Here is a 20,627-nt window from a genome sequence, read left to right on the forward strand (position 1 = left end):
ATACCTCCTTAGTCCATACGATCAAACGTTTCATTAAAACGTTTGTCATTTGTATAGAAATGACGAATGTCGTCGATTCCGTATTTCAGCATGGCAACGCGTTCGATTCCAATTCCAAATGCGAAACCATTCACTTTGTTTGGATCATATCCGGCCATTTCTAATACTTTTGGATTGACTTCACCAGCACCTAAAATTTCAATCCAGCCAGTTCCTTTACAAGTTGAGCATCCTTTACCACCACACATGTGGCAAGATACGTCAACTTCAACACTTGGTTCTGTAAATGGGAAGAAGGATGGACGGAAACGGATTTCTCGTTCTTGTCCAAACATTTTGCGGGCAAAGAATTCCAAAGTTCCTTTTAAATCAGACAGAGGAACATGTGGTCCAATGACTAATCCTTCCATCTGCATGAATTGATGAGAATGCGTCGCATCGTCATCATCACGACGGTATACCTTACCTGGGCATACAACTTTAATTGGATTTGGTGCTTGTTCTTCTAACACCTTCATCTGAATTGCGGTCGTATGCGTGCGTAATAAATGAGCAGGATCTAAATATAAAGAATCTTGCATGTCACGGGCAGGGTGATCTTTTGGAATATTTGCTCGTTCGAAGCAATATAAATCATCGACTACTTCATCCCCTTCAATCACTTGATAACCCAAACCAATAAAGAGATCTTCTAATTCTTGTTCGATCAAATGTAATGGGTTGAGGTTACCATGAGATGGTTTTCTTCCTGGCAAAGTTAAATCGATTGTTTCACTTGCTAGTTTTTCTTCTAAAGCTTTTGCTTCAAGTTCTTTTTTCTTTTCTTCTAATAATGCAGAAGTTTCTGCTTTTAATTGGTTGACCGCTTGACCAAATTCACGTTTTTCCTCTTTGGCCACATCTTTCATTTGTTTCATCAAATCTGCGATCTTCCCTTTTTTACCCAGATATTGAATACGTAATTCGTTTAAAACATCTAATGTTTCTACTTCTTTAAATTCTTGCGCAATCTGCGCTCTGAGTTCATCAAAGTTCACCATAATAACTCCTTTCGTCTATGTCTTAGAGCATTGAACTATTTCAAGGCAATGTCTTTTCAAAATAAAAAAAAGGACGAATGCGAAAACGGGGATCGCCCGCGGTACCATTTCGCTTCGTCCTGATTAGACACACTCAAATCATGATAACCGTATGAAACGGGGAGTTTTTCTCCATGCTCCGGAGTGAATTCACAGAATTGTTGTGGTTATTCTTTCACCATGCGAATAACTCTCTAAACACAACTGCCTTTCTGCCATGTTTCCTTCATTGCACATTGCTATTCTAACAAAGGAAATAATCAAATCAAATTTTCCTTTTTGAAAAGTGAAAAAAAGACGATTTTTCAAGAGAATGTTGAAAAACATTCCAATGATCCGCCTTTCTTTCGCTCTTTGTTTCCTTGCCCTATGGAATACGATACATTCGTGATGAGATTCTCAGCATTTTGCTATATTTTCGTATAGAATAGTGATGTTTATCTTGAAAGGAGAACAATATGATCATCGAATCTACTTCTAATTCCACTATTAAAGAGCTCGCAAAACTGGCCCATAAAAAAGATCGTGATGCCAAAAATATGTTTTTAGTTGAAGGAGAACACTTATTACAAGAAGCAAAACAAGCTGGTGTTTTATTGCGTGTCTTTCAACGTAGCGATCTTGATCGTTTTGATTTTGATGATGTCACGCTTTGTTCTCAAGCTGTCCTCAATAAATTATCTACACAAAAAAGTGATGCAAAATATATCGGCTTATGCAAAATGATGAAGCATAAAGCAGAAACAAATGGCTCCCTTTCCTTGGGCAAACGAATTTTAATTTTGGATCACCTTCAAATTCCTGGCAATATGGGAACACTCATTCGCTCCGCTTGCTCTTTTGGGATCGATCAAATCATTTATTCAAAAGATTGTGCCGATCCTTATGGACCAAAAACGATTCAATCGACACAAGGCGCTTTGTTCCATGTTTCTTTACTTGAAGCCGATCTTTTAGAAGTCATTCCGACTTTAAAGAAACGATTGCCTGTATTTGGCGCCGCTTTACATCATGATTCCATTGAACTTCATGATTTAAAGATTCCCGAAGAGTTTGCGATCATCATCGGTAACGAAGGACAAGGCATTCGCCAAGAGGTTCTCGATCTTTGTAGCGATCTTGTGCATATCGAGATGCAAAGCTTCGAATCCCTCAATGCCTCAATTGCGGGCAGTATTTTGATGTATGCTTTCCAATTTCCAAGCAAATCCTAATTGAGTTTATTCATCCCACTATTTAAAAATGCTAGCCCAATTGTTGAGCTAGCATTTTTTATAAATCTAATTTGATTAAGGTCTTACGCGATCGTTACGATAAATATTATTTTCGCGGTCCGCACCTACAGAAATCATAGATACAGGAATTTCGCAGAATTGTTCGATAAATTCAACATAGGATTTGCAAGCTTCTGGTAATTCATCCCAAGTTCTGCATTTTGAAATATCTTCTTTCCAGCCTTGTAAAACTTTATAAACTGGTTTTGCCTTCGCAACGTCGGATTGATCACTTGGAACATAGTCATAAACTTCGCCATCGATTTCGTATCCAATGCAAACTTTGATTTCATCCAGTCCGCCTAATACGTCTACTTTCGTTAAAACGATGTCTGTTAATCCGTTGATCATATCAGCATGTTTAACAACGAGTAAATCTAACCAACCACAACGTCTAGGACGACCTGTTGTTGCCCCATATTCGAAACCTTGTTGACGTAACAGTTCACCTTGTTCATTTAAAAGTTCAGTGACGAATGGTCCTTCACCAACACGAGTAGAATATGCTTTCACTACACCGATCACTTGATCGATCTTGCTTGGAGCAATGCCTGCACCTACTGTTACACCGGCAGCAGTTGGAGAAGAAGATGTTACGTATGGATAAGTTCCATAGTTAATATCTAACATCGCTGCTTGTGCACCTTCGAAAAGAACTCGTTTGTTTTCTTTAATTGCTTGATTGACAACATGCGTACTTTCGATAATCATCGGTACGATTTGATCATGAATCTCTTTAAATTGCGCAACCATTTCTTCAACATCCATTGGTTTAGCGCCATAAACACTTGTGAACAATTTGTTCTTTTGTTCAACGCTGTATCTTAAACGTTTTTCAAATGTTTCAAAATTTTTAAATTCATGGAAACGAATTCCACGACGAGCATATTTATCTTGGTAGCAAGGCCCGATTCCTCGTTTTGTTGTACCAATTTTATTTTGAGCAGCTGCTTCTTCCAGTTCATCCTGGTAGCAGTGATAAGGCATCAAAATCTGTGCACGGTCAGAAATCTTAATATGATCTGTGCTTAAACCACTTTGTCTTAATGTTTCCATTTCTTTTAATAAAACAAATGGGTTACATACGACACCTGGTCCAATAATGCATTGTGCTTCTTTACGAAGAACTCCACTTGGAAGTAAATGCAGAACGTGTTTCACTCCATTTACAACTACTGTATGACCAGCATTGTCTCCTCCCTGAAAGCGAACGACCATATCAGCCTGTTCTGCAAGGACGTCGACGATTTTACCTTTCCCTTCGTCACCCCATTGGGTTCCAACTACGACTTGAGCGCTCATAATATTCTCCTTTATGGTTTGAAAACTTGAAAGTTTCTTTCTTCATGAATTAAATTTCATGATTCTTTCAAACCCACAATTCAGTATAGCAAGTTTGTTTTTCTTCTCAACTTTTTAATCATAAACCGCAATAAAAATGCATATCCTTATTGGAAATTTTCACTTCATAAAGTTGGACTTGAAGTCAAACAAACAAGAAAGAAGGATCATATCACTTGACCATATAAAAAGCCACAGAAATTCATATTCATTCTGCAGCTTTTATCGATTAGAATCGAAATTATAGCTTCACTTCAATTGAATAGATTCATGGGTAAATATAGATCTTTATCCATAAACTTGACGGATGGATCATTCACCCGATTACTCATCCATACAAAACACACAAATATTTAAAAATATCCTAAAGAACTAATCAATGATTTGCGATTTTGATCTTCATCCTTTACTGATACTCCTATCTTATTTCAAATCCAACATAGTTAACTTTTGAATCCATATTTAGATCGATTACTTCTTTGTTCAATATGACATTTCCACTAACGTGTAATTTTAACAGTTGATTCTTGTCATTGACACAATATAAAGCATCATGATATGCGATTGCATTTCGAATAGACTCTCGAGAATCCAGTCTTTGTAGAATCAAATTTTCTTCAAACTGAGAAACATAGTATATGATGTCTTCTTCTGGTTCATGATTAATCAAATACAATTCATCGAATAAATTCAAGACCATATTATATGAAGTATTGAAAATAATTTTTTCGTTATTCTCGTTGGAAAACTCATATGTTTTATTATTCTCTACATCTAACAAATAATCTGTTGTCGCAAAATAAATCTTATCGTCGATCTCATAAAATGTCCCCGCAGTCTCGACAGGTATTTCCTTTACCAATTTTCCTTGTGAATATATCATTATTTTCGTTTTATCATTCGGACGCAATCTAGCATTCGAAATATATATATTGTCTTTATAGGCTATAAAATCATTTACCGGAAAATCTAATGAAATTTGCATTTCATTTTGCAGAGAACATATTTTACTCTCATATGGGGAATCAGCATTCGCCATACCTATGTTTTCATAAAAATATAATTCTTGATCTTCTACAGAAATATCATTGATATCTTTTGTTGAAAGTTCACTCATTGAGAACTCTTCAATACTGATTTTTAATAATCCGCCTGGACCAAAAACATAATAATTTTCATTTTGTTCATCTAAATAAGCATAAGAAAGATCGCCTTTGGAATTGAATTGTTCTTGAGAAACACAATTTTTATCTGAATTCCAAAATTTAATCTTTGTTGTGTTATCAGAGAAACTATAATCATTTTCGATCGTGACATACTCAATGAATTGCTTTATTTCTGTTTGCGTCAAATGAGAATGATCCATTCCGCATCCCGACAATATAAAAGCTAATACAAATATTTTTTTCATCCTGCTGCAACTTTCAAATATGTATCGGCATCTTTCATTAAATGAATCGGCAATATTACTGTTCAAGGCAATGCTCCTCCTCGCAAATCATATCCCGCTTCTTTCCAAGCATAATTAACAAGTTCACTACAGTAAAAATCAGAAACGATTGGTAAAAATCCATAATCATATCCGATGTGATTATATACATAATCCGTAGCGATAACATACTCATGATTGATTGCTCCATGAATACTATAAATGCCTCCGTCTGCACAATTCATCCAGTAAGTGCTTATTCTATTTGCATATAACTTCACTCCAACATCTGGATTAGCTTCAATGACACTATCCGAATCATAGTATCCTATTCCAGCATGACCATGTTTAACCGCAAATTTTAATTTGTTCGATGACTTCTAGAGGGGTGGTAGGCCACCAGCGGCAAACACATCCCATAAACTATCAATTTTATTTTTTAATTCACCTGTAATCATTACTCGTTCTCCTCATTCCTCATAGATGAAACTGATCTGTTCTCACTCCATTAAATGATTTCATACTTTAAATCGCTTTTTTACTCATATTTGGATACCTCTTCATTATTTGGCTTTTTTTATTTGCTCCATATTCTTTCTGATTTGTTCATACCAACCAAAAATACTCATCTGCTCTATTTCATCATCTGCATCTTCCAAAAGAAAAGCGCACAAAAGCCCAAAATAAACATAGATAGTATCTCAATCTCAATGACATCATAAATGTCATGATTATATACACGACTCGGATTTGTCAGATTATTATAATTTATAGATTTTGTGATTCTTTTTCGTGTTCAACTTTATTCTTCTTTTTAAATCCACGAATCACAAATATTGAACAAAGAATCCCTAACTCGCTCAATAAGCAGCCCGTCTTCAAGCCCGCTGGGGTATAGACTAAACGAAGTGAATGATCTCCGGCTTTTAAGTCCACGCTGACTAAAGCATTTTGCCAAGGTTGAATATCGACTTGTTGACCATCAACATAAGCACTCCATCCTTCATCATAAGGAATGGTAAAAATCATAGTTTCATCTTGAGCACTTGAATACGTTCCTGTAATTGTATTGCCTCGAATGGATTCTTCTTTTAATCCATGTTCAATAAAGTAATTTGCCGCCGCATCAATTGATTCATTTGAAGAAGTTGCTCCTTGGACGAGAACTTTACCTTCTTGTTGATCCTCATCCACTTGAATTGTGATTGTAATCAAATCATCCATTGTGACATCACCTAGATAGATGATATTTCCTTCATATTTATTATCGATCAAAATCGTTCCATTTTTATGTACGATAAATCGCTTTGCGCCACTCATTTTGGCATAGACAAAAGCATTTTGCGCTTCAAAGCGGTCTAGCGTAAAAGAGAACTCTTCGTTTTCCTTTAAATCTTGAATTTGATACGTATCATCTTGACGATCAACCCATTCATGTCCAGTGACTTCACTCACATTCAAATCAATCATTTGGTAAACATTGGCAAAAAGATGGTTGAGATTCATAAACTTATTGGTCGATCCAATCGTTTGTTGGCTATTCTCTAAACAAAGCCCAATCGGAATATCGTAAGCCGATCGCCACACGGCCATATTTCCAATTACTTGCGTCAATTGATAAGGATAAGGCATATGCGTACTGGTATTGGTGATGACGCTTTGCACATCTAAAAACAATCCCGAAAGTGGCGTTAAGCCATACATTCGATAATAGTTTTCCCCAGAAGCAAATCCCAACTTTCCGAGTAATCCAGCCGTTTTCGGATTAATCACCGAGTTAAATGCGGAGATCCCTTGAATCCCATATAACATTGGCGCATTCGCGATGTCGCTACAAAAGATTTCCGTTCGTCCAAATCCATCCAGATTTTCACCGATATGTGCCATCTTGATATATTGATCCATCTCTATAAAATTACTCGATAACTTTCCCGGAGCGCACATGATTAATCCACAATAGCTTTCTATAACGATCAATGCCGTCATGATCGCTTTATGTTTGAAGATCGCCAACAAGCCATAGAGGATACAAAGTGTTGGCAAAACAAAACCTAACCACTCTGTGCTTGATCCGGAAACGACAAAAAGAACACCATAGATGATCGCACTCAAGCCACTTGCCAAAACGATCCACTTCATTTTAGTGCGATTTAGATTCAACAATCCTTGATACATCATCAATGTCACTAATAGTCCAATCACAAATCCATAGCGATTGGGGACTTGCCGTTGTAAATAAAATCCATGGAATAAGTAGTTCAGCCAGCTTTGTTGCAAAGAAACAAAATACAAGCTCACCAATAACACGATGCCAAGCTTATAGCGTTTCGAAGCCTTGCCACTCACCACAAATAATAAAGTTCCAATCAAAGCCGCTGTGCCCATATAGAGATTCATCGTTCCGCGATTATGCGAGATGCGAATCACTTCCGCATCCGGAAGAAGGCGCGATGCAATATATTTTGCATCATTGAACCATTCAAAGTCCGGAGGACTCATTCTTGAAGCATTCGCCATTAACATGCCCTGAACAACTGGAATTAAAACAACGGACGCTATGAATACCGCGCTAAGTGAACAAGCCACAAACCAACCGAAATCCACAATTCCTTTTTTGGAAAAATATAATCGAATAAACAAGTAATAGAATGCTAGAAAAATACAAACGATTGCGCCCATATAAAAATTCGTTAATACGCCAAGCGCTAAGCTGACAATATAGATGAGACGCCCTTTTCTTGTATTTAACCGTTCTATTCCATATAACATGAGCGGGACAAGGGCAATACAATCCATCCACATAAAATTGACCGCATAGCCTAAAAAATAAAATCCAAAGCCGTATGCTAGTGCACAACTAGCAGCCAAAGTCCATGAGGACTTTTTACTTTTTGAGGGCAAGTACCAAGCCATGATCGCAATCACCAATATGTTTTTCAAAACAATAATCAAGTTCGCTGCTGCGGGAATTTGCGATTTTGAAAACAAAAGCACCAACCACGTAATCGGACTGAATAAGTAATATGCCATCGTCAAAAAGAAGTTCTGGCCAAGTCCGCCATTAAAGGTATAGAACAAGCTTCCTTCTTCATGGACCACGGACCAAAGTTCCGATAGAAACGGCATATATTGAGCAAAGCCATCATTCGTACAAAGTGAATGTGCGCCAAAGGGGGCTAAAGGAACAACAATGAACACCACAAGCCAAGCAATACTAGCCAGTACAGTTGCAAGGGCAAGGGAGCGCCATTGTTGATTTTTGATCTTTAAGAAAGGTTTTAAAAGAGATTGACTGACGAATTGAATCCTATCCAAGATCTTTTGAAATGTTGTCATGTCCTTATCCTTTCTAGATTGTTTCACAAGTAAATCTTTCAATTTGAATCTTTATCTATTGTAACGGATTGCACCGTTGTTCCTACATCATTATTAAATCTTTTTCGTATTCGCCATTCTTGAATTCAAAAAGAAATCTATTCTCCACTATTTTGTGCATTTTATTCAAACTGCGATCTATAGAATGAGCAATGCAATCCTATTTTTAAAACCTCTATACCGTAAAAAAATTAGTGTATGATTAAAAACGCGTGTTAAAATACTCGTTCGTCCAACACGAATGACTGCCCAATCATTTCGCATATTTGGACCCGATTCTTTAAATAAGACAAATCTAGAATTGAATCACAAAAAAGAAAGGAGACATTATTCATGAAAACAAAATCTGCCAATCAAACCAATAACAAGGTTGATTTAGGTTCAGCCCCAATTGGAAAACTATTACTCAAACTCGCCATTCCATGTATTACGGCACAAATCATCAATGTTTTATATAACATCGTTGACCGTATGTATATTGGACACATTCCTCATATTGGATCCGATGCTTTAACTGGCGTTGGGGTAACGATGCCTCTAATTACCGCAATTGCTGCTTTTGCGAGCTTAATTTGTATGGGTTCAGCCCCTCGTTCTTCCATTTTTTTAGGCCAAAACAACAAAAACGTTGCCGAACGCATTATGAACCAATCTTTTGTCTTACTCATCATCGTCGCAATTGTTTTAACTGCTGGCGTTTTAATATTTGGCCCTAATCTATTAAGTGCCTTTGGCGCAAGTGAAGCAACTCTTCCTTATGCCTGGTCTTATATTCAAATCTATGCTTTAGGAACGATCTTTGTTCAAATCGCACTTGGAATGAACGCCTTTATTAACTCACAAGGCTATTCACAATGGGGGATGTTGACCGTCTGCATCGGAGCTATTTTAAACATCATCCTCGACCCTATCTTCATTTTCACCTTAAATATGGGTGTCCGTGGAGCCGCACTGGCGACGATTATTTCGCAAGGTGTATCAGCCGCTTTTGTTTTTTGGTTTTTATGTTCAAAACACTCTTATTTACATATTAACCCGAAGTTCTTCAAAATATCATGGCATATCGTGGCGCCTTGCTTAGCTTTAGGATTATCGCCATTCATTATGCAGATCACAGAAAGTGTTTTAACCATTTCGTTTAACTCTTCCCTGTTGCGCTATGGAGGAGACTTAGCGGTTGGATCAATGACCATTTTATCCTCGGTTATGCAATTTGCTTTACTTCCTTTAACAGGACTGACGCAAGGTGCACAACCCATCTTGTCGTATAACTTTGGAGCCGGAAATAAAGAACGCATTATTCAAACATTTAAATTGTTATTAGTTTGTTGTTTAGTGTACTCTATTTCCCTTTGCGCATTTTGTGAAATCGCACCACGAAGCGTTGCCATGATCTTCAGTTCTGATGCCCAATTATTGGATTACACCGAATGGTCTTTACGCATTTATATTGCTGGTGTTGCCATATTTGGTATGCAGATTGCTTGCCAACAAACATTCGTCGCTTTGGGCAATGCGAAAACTTCTCTCTTCTTAGCGATTTTCAGAAAAATTATTCTGTTAATCCCTTTGATCTATATCTTACCGATGTTCGTTGAAAACAAAGTATTCGGTGTATTCTTGGCCGAACCGATTTCTGATATCGTTGCGGCAACAACTACCGCAATTGTATTTGTAAAATACGCAAAAAATAAACTTCCAAAATTACTTGCCGAAAACCTAAAGAAAAGCCAAGCGCAAAAACAAGCCGCTCAAGCTTAAATCAATGATCTGCAAGTATCCTATTCGAAACTTTATACAAAAAAGCAGAGACTTGTATCATTCGTACTGAACGGATGATCAATCTCTGCTTTTTGTTTGTTCAAAAGAAAACAGACTCACATATGTCAGTATGCATAAACATCGAGATCAGGACAAAGATTTCTCCTCTTCTGGTTTTACCTACTCTCTGTAGAACTGTTTTCGATCTCATAGCCACTATGGACCATTTTTCTACCGTTTCAGACTGATCGTTTTATAAATCAACCCTATTTAATATTATGCGTACTTCCTATACAAAATCTAGTTTGCACTTTTACACTTTGCGAGTTGTACTTATTTTTTACTATTTATTGATTTCTTGTGGCAAGACATGAAAAAATCGCTATACTATATATGTAATGTTTAATTTCTCTCTTGGTGATCCCTGTTCCAGGGATCACCTTTTCTTTTAGCCTCTCTTCGAATGTATATATTTTCTTTATTAGAGAATGATCGTCACTCGTTACCTTCTCAATGCCCTAAATATTTTTCTAAATCAATGAAGATGAGTTAGGGAACATAGCTAAGACCACATGCAAATTTGGATATTCATCTATCCAAAGAATCTGATGAAAGAAATGAAATCAAAACACAACAACTTAAACTCAATATTCCTTGAGCAATCGCCCCCAATTGTTCATTAATCACAAATTGCAGATAACAAGCCACAGCCGAGGCAGTTTTCTTAAAACTCAAAAAAAGCACACCAACATTTGTCAGTGTGCTTGAATCATCTCATGGCAGGGGTAGCAGGAGTCGAACCCACATCAACGGTTTTGGAGACCGTTGTTCTACCATTGAACTATACCCCTAAGTGCTTGATTATTCTAACAAAGAATATCTGGGTATGCAACGATTATTTTAAAAAAATTGTAAAAAATCAAATGAGCGGATTTGTTTGCGGATCGATCCTCATCTTTTGCACAACACGAAAAAGCACTGCGCTTTCCTTTTGAGATTGAGCAGTGCTTTTTAAATCATTTTGATTGATTCGTAACAATTTTTGCGATTAGTCTAAATCTTCGCCATCAGAAGCGATCACTTTTTTATACCAAGCAAAAGAATCTTTTCTTGAACGCGAGAAATCCCCTGTTCCATCATCATGACGATTGACATAAATAAAGCCATAACGTTTTGCATATTGACCTGTACCGGCAGATACTAAGTCAATTGGACCCCAAGTCGTATAACCGATCAGTGGTACGCCATCTTCGATGGCTTCTTTCATTTCCTGGATGTGATCACGGAAGTAATCAATACGATAACTATCGTGCACAGATCCATCTTCTTCGACTTGATCAAATGCGCCAAAGCCGTTTTCAACAACCATCAGCGGTGTATTCGGATAGCGATCATGCAGTTCATTTAATGTATAACGTAAACCTTTTGGATCGATCGTCCATCCCCAATCAGATGCTTTTAAGTATGGGTTTTTCAAGCCCATGGACATGTTGCCACCAATTTTTTCAGCAGTTGGATCGATCGAAACACAGTTTGTCATGTAATAAGAGAAGGTATACATGTCCACTGTTCCTTCTTTAAGGATTTTCTTATCTTCTTCTGTAATGAAAGAAGGATCGATTCCGTTTTCTTCGAAATAACGATAAGCATAACTTGGATATTCCCCACGAACTTGCACGTCACCACAATAGAAGTTACGGATTCTTTCTTCTTTTTGTGCTAACAACATATCTTCAGGGCGTGGCGATAATGGATAAACTGTAGATTGCGCAATCATGTTTCCAATCATGAAGTCTGGATTAATTTCATGACCCGCTTTTACCGTTAACGCACTAGCCACAAATTCGTTATGTAAAGCTTCCATTGTTTGTTGTCTGTTCGCTTTTAACTGATTTAAAGGAATGCGATGATCAGAATGGATATCTTCTTCATCCATCATTCCCAAACCGTATAAATCGCCCATTCCAAAACCCATCATGCCAATGTTAATTTCGTTGAATGTCAGCCAATATTTAACTTTATCTTTATAACGTTTAAAGCAAGTCGTCGCATATTTCACGAATAAATCGATCACTTTGCGATTTTTAAATCCACCATATTTCGTCACGATATTCCATGGAATTTCATAGTGGCAAAGCGTAACAAGTGGTTCGATTCCGTATTTTTTGCATTCATCAAAGACGGAATCATAGAATGCCAATCCCGCTTCATTTGGTGTTTCATCATCACCATTTGGGAAAATACGTCCCCAGTTAATGGACAAACGGAATACTGTAAAGCCCATTTCTGCAAATAGCGCGATATCTTCTTTGTAGTGATGATAGAAATCAATCGCTTCATGGCTTGGATAGAAAGCAGTTGGATCATTTTTGGGTAAGAATGTACGAGGGGTATTCACATCTCCCCCTAATAACATATCTGGTACACATAATCCTTTACCATCTTCTAAATAAGCTCCTTCACATTGGTTGGCTGCAACGGCGCCACCCCATAAAAAGTTTTTTGGAAAGCCCATATTTTCCTCCTGATTAATCTAAGTCTGCACCATTAGATGCGATCACTTTTTTATACCAATAGAAACTATCTTTGCGATAGCGATCAAATGTTCCATTTCCGGCATCGTCTTTATCGACATAAATAAAGCCATATCGTTTTCTCATTTCACCCGTTCCAGCAGACACTAAGTCGATGCAACCCCATGGTGTATATGCAATTAAATCAACACCATCTTCAATCGCCAATTCCATATCTTGGATATGTTTTCTCATGTAATCGATTCGATATGGGTCATGGATTGTGCCATCTTCTTCAAGTGTGTCATATGCGCCAAGTCCATTTTCAACGACCATCATTGGCAATTCATAACGATCGTAGATTTTTTCAAGATAGTATCGTAGTCCTTTTGGATCCAGTGCCCAACCCCAATCAGAATATTCAAGATAAGGATTTCTTGCCCCAGCAGAGAAGTTACCGGATACTTTATCAGTGACTTCATGCGTTGTGACAACAGTGGACATGTAGTAAGAGAATGTATACAGATCCACGGTTCCTTCTTTCAGGTCGATTAAATCTTGTTCAGTAATATCTAAATGAACATCGTGTTCAGCCCATAAACGTTTTGCGAATGTTGGATATTTCCCTTTACATTGCACGTCACCACAATAGTAAATACCTTTTTCCCAAGTGTGACGGTTCAATAAAATATCAGCCGGATCGCAAGTTGCTGGATAGAATGTAATTCCGCAAATCATACAACCCACAACATAATCTGGGTCAATTTCATGTGCCATTTTTACAGCATGCGCACTTGCGACAAACTGATAATGCAGATGTTGGTATGCTTCTTGATACATTTGATCCGTTGCTTTGTTGCCAAACATATCTAAGAACATCACCGTATTGTTGATTTCGTTAAAGGTCAGCCAATATTTCACTAAGCCTTTATATTCAGTAAAACAAGTTTTCGCAAAACGATCATAGAATTCGATCAGTTTGCGGTTTTTCCATCCACCATAATGTTCTTCTAGATACAATGGTGTATCGAAGTGATGGATCGTCACTAATGGTTCAATATTATATTTTTTGCATTCTTTAAAGACATTGCGATAGAATTCAATGCCTTTAGGGTTTGGCTCTAATTCATCGCCCTGCGGATATAAACGGCTCCAAGAGATGGACATTCGAAACATGTTGAATCCCATTTCCGCAAATAATGCAATATCTTCTTTATAGCGATGATAGAAGTCGATACCATCTTGGTTTGGATAGTAACAATCGTCAAGCACCGCATATTTTGCACCTTCTGGCAATTTCGCGCCCATGGATGGCATTTTTTGGGGATTACCATCTTTATCGATATAAGTCACATAGCGTGGTTCTTTAACTGATCCACCTGTCGTTACATCGGTTAAAGCTGGTCCTCTGCCATCAACATTCCATGCCCCTTCACATTGGTTAGCCGCTGTTGCGCCACCCCAATAAAAACCTTTTGGAAAACTCATAAATTTTGCCTCCTATTGACTGCAATCTATTTTTGTTTTTATAAAACAACGCCAAGATCCGCTTTATATAAAACTAACAATCGATCTTGAATTGCCATTGCGTTCTAGTCTAAATCTTCGCCATCGCTTTCAATGCATTTTTTATACCAGTAAAACGAATCTTTTTTATACCGTTTGAGCGTTCCTTTTCCTTCATCATCCATATCGACATAAACAAATCCATAGCGTTTTTTCATTTCACCTGTTCCAGCCGAAACTAAGTCAATGCATCCCCACATCGTATAACCCATTAAAGGAATACCATCGAGATTAATCGCATCACGCATTGATTTGATATTTTTCTGTAAATAGGAAATGCGATAGTCATCATGAACCGAACCATCTTCTTCTAATACATCAGCCCAACCAATTCCGTTTTCGACAATCCATAACGGTTTGTGGTAGCGATCATAGAGTTGATTTAAAGCGATCCGTAAGCATTCCGGATCAGTTGCCCATCCCCAAGCATTACTTTCCAGATAAGGATTGACGCGTCCACTCAAGCCATTTCCACTAGCTTTTCCCCCATTTTCATGGGTTCCTTGAACACCACTTCCATAACAAGAGAACGATAAGAAGTCACACGCATATTGTTTTAATAATTCCAATTCGCCATCACGAATATCTAATTGGACACCATTTCGTTCATATTCTTTAAGTTTGTAGTTTGGGTATTGACCTCCAACTTGCACATCGGCATACCATAAAAATTGTTCTTGAGCGATTTTGAGTGCCAATAATTGATCATAAGGATCGCAAGTTTCTCCATAAATTGGTTGATACGCTAACATCATTCCCACTTGCATTTCCGGATCGATTTCTCGCGCTGCTTTGACAGTCAAAGCACTGGCTAGAAATTGATGATATGCAGCTTCTGCTTTTAATTGATCATTCACCTGCATTAAGCCGATTGTGGAAATTTGCATATGTTCCATCATGTTAATTTCGTTAAAGGTTAGCCAATATTTTACTTTCCCTTTATAGCGATTCATGATTGTCGTTGAGAATTTAACGAATAAATCTACAACTTTTCGATTTGCCCATCCACCATATTTCATGACTAAATCAATTGGGATTTCGAAGTGCGCCATAGTCACAAGAGGTTCAATATTGTATTTTTTGAGTTCATCAAATACGTCATCATAGAACTGCAATCCTTCTTCATTAGGTTGTTCACTTTCTAAATCAGGATAAATTCTTGGCCATGCAATCGACATTCGGAATGTTTTAAATCCCATTTCCGCCATTAGAGCAATATCTTCTTTATAGTGATGATAGAAATCAGTTGCTTGATGGCTTGGATAATATTCACCCTCCATCACACAAGGAATCGCTCCTTGCGGAAATTGTACCGGTTTGCCAAATTCCATTTTATAGACACCCGTTTCGCCTGTTTCCGGAATCACCCAGCCAATCCGGCGTGGTTCAGTATGAGATCCACTCGTCGTTACGTCTGCAATCGTGAGCGCTTTGTTTCCTTCGTTATATCCGCCTTCATATTGGTTAGCAGCAGTTGCCCCACCCCAAAGAAAGTCTTTTGGAAATTTTGCCATTGTCATTCTCCTTATTGAATAAAAAAGATCTGTTTCCAACCAAACCGTGTTAAACAGTTGTTGGAAAACAGATCTGGTTAGATGACTTAAATAATATAAATGTTTAAGTTCATTAAGCTAAAACAGTTAATGCATCTTCTTTTTTCGTGATTTCCCCATTTTTCATTGTCACGATATCAAGATAATCTTTTGTATTCGTAATGATCACTGGTGTGACCATGGAATATCCTTCTTTTTTCACTTTATCAATGTCTACGCTAACTAAAGATTGACCTTTTTTCACATGATCACCTTGTTGAACGTGTGCTGTGAAATATTTTCCGTCTAATTGAACTGTGTTTAAACCTAAATGAATGAGAATTTCTGCACCATCATCAGAGACGATACCAATCGCATGTTTAGTTGGGAATAATGTCATCACTGTTCCATCACATGGAGCAACTACTTCACCATCTGTTGGATCAATTGCAAAACCTTTACCTAAAAGTTCACCAGAGAATGCCGCATCTTCAACGTCTTTAAGTTCCATAACTTTCCCTGAAAGTGGAGAAACTAAAGTTTCTTTTTTTACTTTTACAGCAGTTGTTTCTGCTTCTTTGGATTCTGGAGTTTTTGTGTCTTTATAAGTGAGATAAGCAATCACAAAACCAATGACGACTGCTGCAACAGCAACGATTACTGCCATCATTAAACTTTTGCCTGGATCATTTGGATTAATTGCCCCGGGAATGGCGAAGACACCTAAACCAGCCATTGTATACGAAGTCACACCCAGCATAACGGAAAGACCACCAACAATTCCGGCACCAACACAAGTTAAGATAAATTGTTTACCTGCTGGTAAAGTAACACCATAAATTGCTGGTTCGGTTACCCCAAAAATACCGGAGATCCATGCTGGGAAGGCAATATCTTTGAGTTTTTTATTTTTCGTTTTAAGCCAAATTGCAATTACTGCACCGGTTTGAACAAAAGATGGGAAAGCAACGACTGACATTAATGGTTGTGGTTCACCAGCCATTAATGCCATCATCACTGGTAGAATAACAACAACGTGGCAACCAACCATAACTAATAATTGCCAAGCAAAACCTAATAATAAGCCAGCAACAATTGGACTAAAGCCATAAACACTTGTTAAGAATTGGCTGATCATTGCACCAAGTGCATTTGCAGCTGGACCAATCACAACAAAGCCAAGTGGGAAGCAGATTGCTAAAACAAGCGCTGGAACAACGAATGTTTTAATGACATCTGGAATTACTTTATTTAAGAATTTTTCCAGTGGTACAGCAATGAAAGCTAGTAATACAATTGGCAACATTGTGCTTGTATATGTTGCATTCACCACATAACCAAATAAGTCGATATCCACACCTTGTAAAGTTGGATAACATAAAGCAGCACCTAAAGTCATCCCTAAAAATGGGTTACCACCTAGTTTTTTAAAGGAGTTAAATCCCAAAATAACTGGGAAGAAGAAGAACATGGCATCAGCAACTGCAGCCATTAATACACCTAAGCCACCAGCAGCTGGAATCCAGCCAAGTAAATCCATGACAGAGTTAAAGCCTTTTAAAATACCGGCAGCACACAAAATACCAATTGATGGCATGAAGATTCCACTAATGATATCTAATGCTCTTTGTGCGAAAGTCATTTTCACCTTTACGCCCGTTGCTTCTCCGCCAGAAATTCCTGCAACTTCGCAAACGTCTTTAAATACATCCGGTACGTGGTTTCCAATCACCACTTGGTATTGTCCTGCTGTTTGCATCACAGTCACAACACCATCCATGTTTTTTAGAACGTCAGTTTTCGCGATACTTTCGTCCTTGAGTTGGAAACGAAGTCGAGTCACACAATGTGTTAAAGAGACTACGTTTTCTTTGCCGCCGACATTTTTGATAATGTCTTTAGCGAGTTGTTCATACTTGCCCATAATCTTTTTTTCCTCCTTTGCAATCATGAACATCAATTATGTTGTGTTTGGCCAACTCAATGTCACCATCACGGATCAAATTGAAGACTAAATAAGTTGAGTACATCTATACAAAGCGAATATCGTATGTTGATATCTCGCAGGTTTTGACTATTTATTTTGTTTATAAACAATTCGTTCAATATGAATCATCAAATACAATTGTTCATCTTGAGAAAGATGCATTCCAAATTCTTGTTGAACATATTGATCAATTTTTTTGACACATTCATATGCATTGGGATATTTCAGACGAATAATCTCGAACAAATCATTTTCTTCGGCATCGCCATTTAACTTATTTAAAACAAGTCGTTGAGCGAAAAAACGAATATGCGTAATAAATCGATAGTAATAAACAGATTTCGTATCATATTCAATATGGAAGAAATGACGAACGATATTCGTAATATCCTGGATAATCTTGACTGTTACATAAGCATTGTTTAATGAATCATCATCCATTTCCGCATCCACTAAATGCATCGCAATAAAGCCAGCTTCATCTTGGGGAAGTTGTAGATCATATTTGTCGTTGATCATGTCCAAAATTTGTAGACCTACTTCAAATTCGGGTTCATAGAAGCGCGATATTTCCCACAACATTGGATTTTTTAAAGTCACGCCTTCTTTATAACGAGAAATCGAAGAGTAAATATGATCCATCAATGAAACATAAACCGATTCGCGAAATTCTTTATTGAGTGAGGTTTTCGCAAATTCAATTTCTTTAGATACAAATTCAACACAATCAGATGGAATATCATTTAACAGTTGGATAAAACGATCATTCCATTTGTCATCGTCTTGATAGAATCGTTTATCAATTTTTGATTCATCCACTTCATCACCACAGCGTTTGCCAAAAGCAATTCCTTTTCCCATGATGATCACTTCGCGTCCTTCTTCACTTAAAATCGAAGCCAAGTTGTTGTTATAGACTTTTTTTATTCGCATCTTAATCTACTCTTTTCCTCATCTTTAAAATCTATTTTCGTATAAAAAAACCTACACATAAAAACGACTTATAAATATCCCTTATAAATCCCGTTTTTATCTGTAGGTTTAGCTTGTATCCTGATACAATCACTATCCTGTTGATGCACTCACAAAATAACACAAAGCGCTTACATGTGTCAACAACATTTCAAACAATCTTATAAGTATAGTTTTTAAGGTTCTAAGTAAAACTGCGTGGGATTTGTCTTTTGGATTAAAAATTTAAATCTCTTTTTTCACAAAAGAAAAGAGATCTCTTTAAAATTGTAATAACCACAAAACAACTTAAGGAGATCTCATATGCATACTAACTGTTCTGTGACCATCAGTCAAACTATTCCTGGAGCTATTGTTTATCCTGAATCACTGACTGGATTCATCAATCAAACAACTGATCTAATCGTCAGCGATTCCGGACAACTTTTTTATCATATCTATGGTGAACAATTCATTACTCCAGAAGATTCTGTTTGCCCTTGTTGTAAAACGACGATGCATGTTCATGGTCAAATCACTCGAGTACTCAAGCATGAATCCAAGGGAAATTCAACTTGCAGAATTTTTGTGAAGGTTACTCGATTCAAATGTCCAAAATGCCATAAAACCCATGTGCAACAGATCCCTTATGAATGCCCCAATCACAGAATGACCACTGATCTTTATAAACAGATCGTATATCATCTTGAACGACACGATTTATCGCTTAAAAAGATCGCACAGATCTGTGGAGTAGATCCTCATACTGTAAAAGCGATTGATAAAGATCGTCTCTCAAAGCTCTACACGACAGAAGATGGATCTCATCGCAAACTCAAGAAACCTATGGAGTATTCTCGTTATCTAGGCATTGATGAATTTAAACTTCATAACCATCATCAATATGCCACTCATATTATCGATCTGGATACAGGACATATCCTATGGATCGCTTTTGGAAAGAAAAAACAGATTGTATATGATTTTATCAACCATGTAGGATACAACTGGATGCGTCACGTTAAAGCGGTGAGCTGCGATATGAATGCTTATTTCTACTCGGCATTCCATGAAAAGTGTCCATGGATCCAGGTTGTGTATGATCGTTTTCATTTGATCAAAAACTTTAATGACAAGGTCATTTCTATGGTCAGAAAAGACGAGCAGCGCCGCTTAATCGAAGAAGGTAATATTGGGAAAGCTCGTTCATTAAAACAAACCCGATATATTCTTCTATCCTCTCCAGAAACACTTGAAAGGAAGGATGCGTTAGCGAGTCAAGGAACTTTTCTTGATTCTGGTCATGTCCTATTTCGAAAAGAACCCAAAATTCGCAAAGGCGGGTTAATGAAGAAATATAAACAGCTATTTAAAGAGAACGAACTGTTTTTCGCCATAGATCTCATTAAAGAAGAACTAAAAGAGGCCTATGCGACAAGTGACGAAAATACAATGGCAAATCATCTTACGCATATTGTAGAAATCTGCAATGCGACAAAGAATGAACATTTTAAATGGTTCTCTAACTTAATCCTCAAACACTGGAATGGATTGATTAGTCATGCGATTCTACGCTTGTCTAATGGCAAAATAGAAGGGATCAATAATAGAATCAAAACGGTTCGAAGAATGTCTTATGGTTTTCGAGATGACGAATATTTCTTCTTGAAGTTAATTGACATGAGTCGTTATCGATCAGCTTAATTCATAGATGATCCCACACGATTTTCCATAGAGCCGTTTTTAAACTCATTTTCTTCATTGATTATGCCTGTCGTTTTCTCATTCTCTCGATTATTTCAATTCTATTTTTTATCGC

Annotated in this window: 13 protein-coding genes and 1 tRNA gene; 3 read left to right on the forward strand and 11 right to left on the reverse strand. The window is 37.3% G+C overall.

Features of this window, described 5'->3' with window-relative positions:
• Nucleotides 1-8: 8 nt before the first annotated feature.
• Nucleotides 9-1,040, reverse strand: a complete 1,032-nt coding sequence (pheS, locus tag ALLST_RS0106250) for a phenylalanine--tRNA ligase subunit alpha (protein WP_019893261.1) — start codon at nucleotides 1,038-1,040, stop codon at nucleotides 9-11.
• 497 nt (nucleotides 1,041-1,537) lie between these two features.
• Here pheS and ALLST_RS0106260 point away from each other — a divergent pair, with 497 nt between their 5' ends.
• On the forward strand, nucleotides 1,538-2,293 hold the full coding sequence (locus tag ALLST_RS0106260) for a TrmH family RNA methyltransferase (protein ID WP_019893262.1): 756 nt from the start codon (nucleotides 1,538-1,540) through the stop codon (nucleotides 2,291-2,293).
• 75 nt (nucleotides 2,294-2,368) lie between these two features.
• Here the strand turns inward: ALLST_RS0106260 and ALLST_RS0106265 are convergent, their stop codons facing one another.
• The 4 genes from ALLST_RS0106265 to ALLST_RS0106280 all read right to left on the reverse strand — a co-directional run bounded on the left by ALLST_RS0106265 (nucleotide 2,369) and on the right by ALLST_RS0106280 (nucleotide 8,459).
• Nucleotides 2,369-3,655 carry an adenylosuccinate synthase gene (locus ALLST_RS0106265; RefSeq protein WP_019893264.1) on the reverse strand — a complete coding sequence of 429 codons (1,287 nt, stop codon included), beginning with the start codon at nucleotides 3,653-3,655 and terminating at the stop codon, nucleotides 2,369-2,371.
• A gap of 457 nt (nucleotides 3,656-4,112) precedes the next feature.
• Nucleotides 4,113-5,171 carry a hypothetical protein gene (locus ALLST_RS0106270; protein ID WP_156816574.1) on the reverse strand — a complete coding sequence of 353 codons (1,059 nt, stop codon included), beginning with the start codon at nucleotides 5,169-5,171 and terminating at the stop codon, nucleotides 4,113-4,115.
• Nucleotides 5,168-5,368 (reverse strand): hypothetical protein, encoded by a 201-nt coding sequence (locus tag ALLST_RS0106275; protein ID WP_019893266.1) that lies wholly within the window; start codon nucleotides 5,366-5,368, stop codon nucleotides 5,168-5,170. Before ALLST_RS0106275 ends, ALLST_RS0106270 begins: the two co-directional genes overlap by 4 nt.
• A gap of 523 nt (nucleotides 5,369-5,891) precedes the next feature.
• Nucleotides 5,892-8,459 (reverse strand): YfhO family protein, encoded by a 2,568-nt coding sequence (locus ALLST_RS0106280; RefSeq protein ID WP_019893267.1) that lies wholly within the window; start codon nucleotides 8,457-8,459, stop codon nucleotides 5,892-5,894.
• Between the two features lie 372 nt (nucleotides 8,460-8,831).
• Between ALLST_RS0106280 and ALLST_RS0106285 the strand changes: the two genes are divergently transcribed.
• A complete protein-coding gene (locus tag ALLST_RS0106285; protein WP_019893268.1) occupies nucleotides 8,832-10,259 on the forward strand; it encodes an MATE family efflux transporter in 1,428 nt (475 codons plus the stop codon).
• A gap of 777 nt (nucleotides 10,260-11,036) precedes the next feature.
• On the opposite strand, the gene ALLST_RS0106290 is transcribed toward ALLST_RS0106285, so the two are convergent.
• The 6 genes from ALLST_RS0106290 to licT all read right to left on the reverse strand — a co-directional run bounded on the left by ALLST_RS0106290 (nucleotide 11,037) and on the right by licT (nucleotide 18,790).
• Nucleotides 11,037-11,110 (reverse strand) — tRNA-Trp (locus ALLST_RS0106290).
• A gap of 197 nt (nucleotides 11,111-11,307) precedes the next feature.
• The gene (locus ALLST_RS0106295) at nucleotides 11,308-12,774 is read right to left on the reverse strand and encodes a glycoside hydrolase family 1 protein (RefSeq protein ID WP_019893269.1); all 1,467 of its coding nucleotides are present in this window, start codon (nucleotides 12,772-12,774) and stop codon (nucleotides 11,308-11,310) included.
• Nucleotides 12,775-12,787: 13 nt separating this feature from the next.
• Nucleotides 12,788-14,260, reverse strand: a complete 1,473-nt coding sequence (locus tag ALLST_RS0106300) for a family 1 glycosylhydrolase (protein WP_019893270.1) — start codon at nucleotides 14,258-14,260, stop codon at nucleotides 12,788-12,790.
• Between the two features lie 104 nt (nucleotides 14,261-14,364).
• Nucleotides 14,365-15,852, reverse strand: a complete 1,488-nt coding sequence (locus ALLST_RS0106305) for a glycoside hydrolase family 1 protein (RefSeq protein WP_019893271.1) — start codon at nucleotides 15,850-15,852, stop codon at nucleotides 14,365-14,367.
• Between the two features lie 112 nt (nucleotides 15,853-15,964).
• Nucleotides 15,965-17,794, reverse strand: a complete 1,830-nt coding sequence (locus tag ALLST_RS0106310) for a beta-glucoside-specific PTS transporter subunit IIABC (protein WP_019893273.1) — start codon at nucleotides 17,792-17,794, stop codon at nucleotides 15,965-15,967.
• Nucleotides 17,795-17,944: 150 nt separating this feature from the next.
• Nucleotides 17,945-18,790 carry a BglG family transcription antiterminator LicT gene (gene licT / locus ALLST_RS0106315; RefSeq protein WP_019893275.1) on the reverse strand — a complete coding sequence of 282 codons (846 nt, stop codon included), beginning with the start codon at nucleotides 18,788-18,790 and terminating at the stop codon, nucleotides 17,945-17,947.
• A 342-nt stretch (nucleotides 18,791-19,132) separates the two neighbouring features.
• On the opposite strand from licT, the gene ALLST_RS0106320 reads away from it, so the two are divergent.
• Nucleotides 19,133-20,512: an ISL3 family transposase gene (locus ALLST_RS0106320; RefSeq protein ID WP_019893276.1), complete on the forward strand. Its 1,380-nt coding sequence runs from the start codon at nucleotides 19,133-19,135 to the stop codon at nucleotides 20,510-20,512.
• Nucleotides 20,513-20,627: the final 115 nt, after the last annotated feature.

The sequence above is a fragment of the Allobaculum stercoricanis DSM 13633 genome (assembly GCF_000384195.1).
GTDB classification, from domain to species: domain Bacteria; phylum Bacillota_I; class Bacilli_A; order Erysipelotrichales; family Erysipelotrichaceae; genus Allobaculum; species Allobaculum stercoricanis.

What these genes read in the sequence shown, in the direction of transcription:
- pheS (WP_019893261.1), bottom strand. Translation starts at nt 1,040, where the DNA reads ATGGTGAACTTTGATGAACTCAGAGCGCAGATTGCGCAAGAATTTAAA.
- ALLST_RS0106260 (WP_019893262.1), top strand. Translation starts at nt 1,538, where the DNA reads ATGATCATCGAATCTACTTCTAATTCCACTATTAAAGAGCTCGCAAAA.
- ALLST_RS0106265 (WP_019893264.1), bottom strand. Translation starts at nt 3,655, where the DNA reads ATGAGCGCTCAAGTCGTAGTTGGAACCCAATGGGGTGACGAAGGGAAA.
- ALLST_RS0106275 (WP_019893266.1), bottom strand. Translation starts at nt 5,368, where the DNA reads ATGAATTGTGCAGACGGAGGCATTTATAGTATTCATGGAGCAATCAAT.
- ALLST_RS0106280 (WP_019893267.1), bottom strand. Translation starts at nt 8,459, where the DNA reads ATGACAACATTTCAAAAGATCTTGGATAGGATTCAATTCGTCAGTCAA.
- ALLST_RS0106285 (WP_019893268.1), top strand. Translation starts at nt 8,832, where the DNA reads ATGAAAACAAAATCTGCCAATCAAACCAATAACAAGGTTGATTTAGGT.
- ALLST_RS0106295 (WP_019893269.1), bottom strand. Translation starts at nt 12,774, where the DNA reads ATGGGCTTTCCAAAAAACTTTTTATGGGGTGGCGCCGTTGCAGCCAAC.
- ALLST_RS0106300 (WP_019893270.1), bottom strand. Translation starts at nt 14,260, where the DNA reads ATGAGTTTTCCAAAAGGTTTTTATTGGGGTGGCGCAACAGCGGCTAAC.
- ALLST_RS0106305 (WP_019893271.1), bottom strand. Translation starts at nt 15,852, where the DNA reads ATGGCAAAATTTCCAAAAGACTTTCTTTGGGGTGGGGCAACTGCTGCT.
- ALLST_RS0106310 (WP_019893273.1), bottom strand. Translation starts at nt 17,794, where the DNA reads ATGGGCAAGTATGAACAACTCGCTAAAGACATTATCAAAAATGTCGGC.
- licT (WP_019893275.1), bottom strand. Translation starts at nt 18,790, where the DNA reads ATGCGAATAAAAAAAGTCTATAACAACAACTTGGCTTCGATTTTAAGT.
- ALLST_RS0106320 (WP_019893276.1), top strand. Translation starts at nt 19,133, where the DNA reads ATGCATACTAACTGTTCTGTGACCATCAGTCAAACTATTCCTGGAGCT.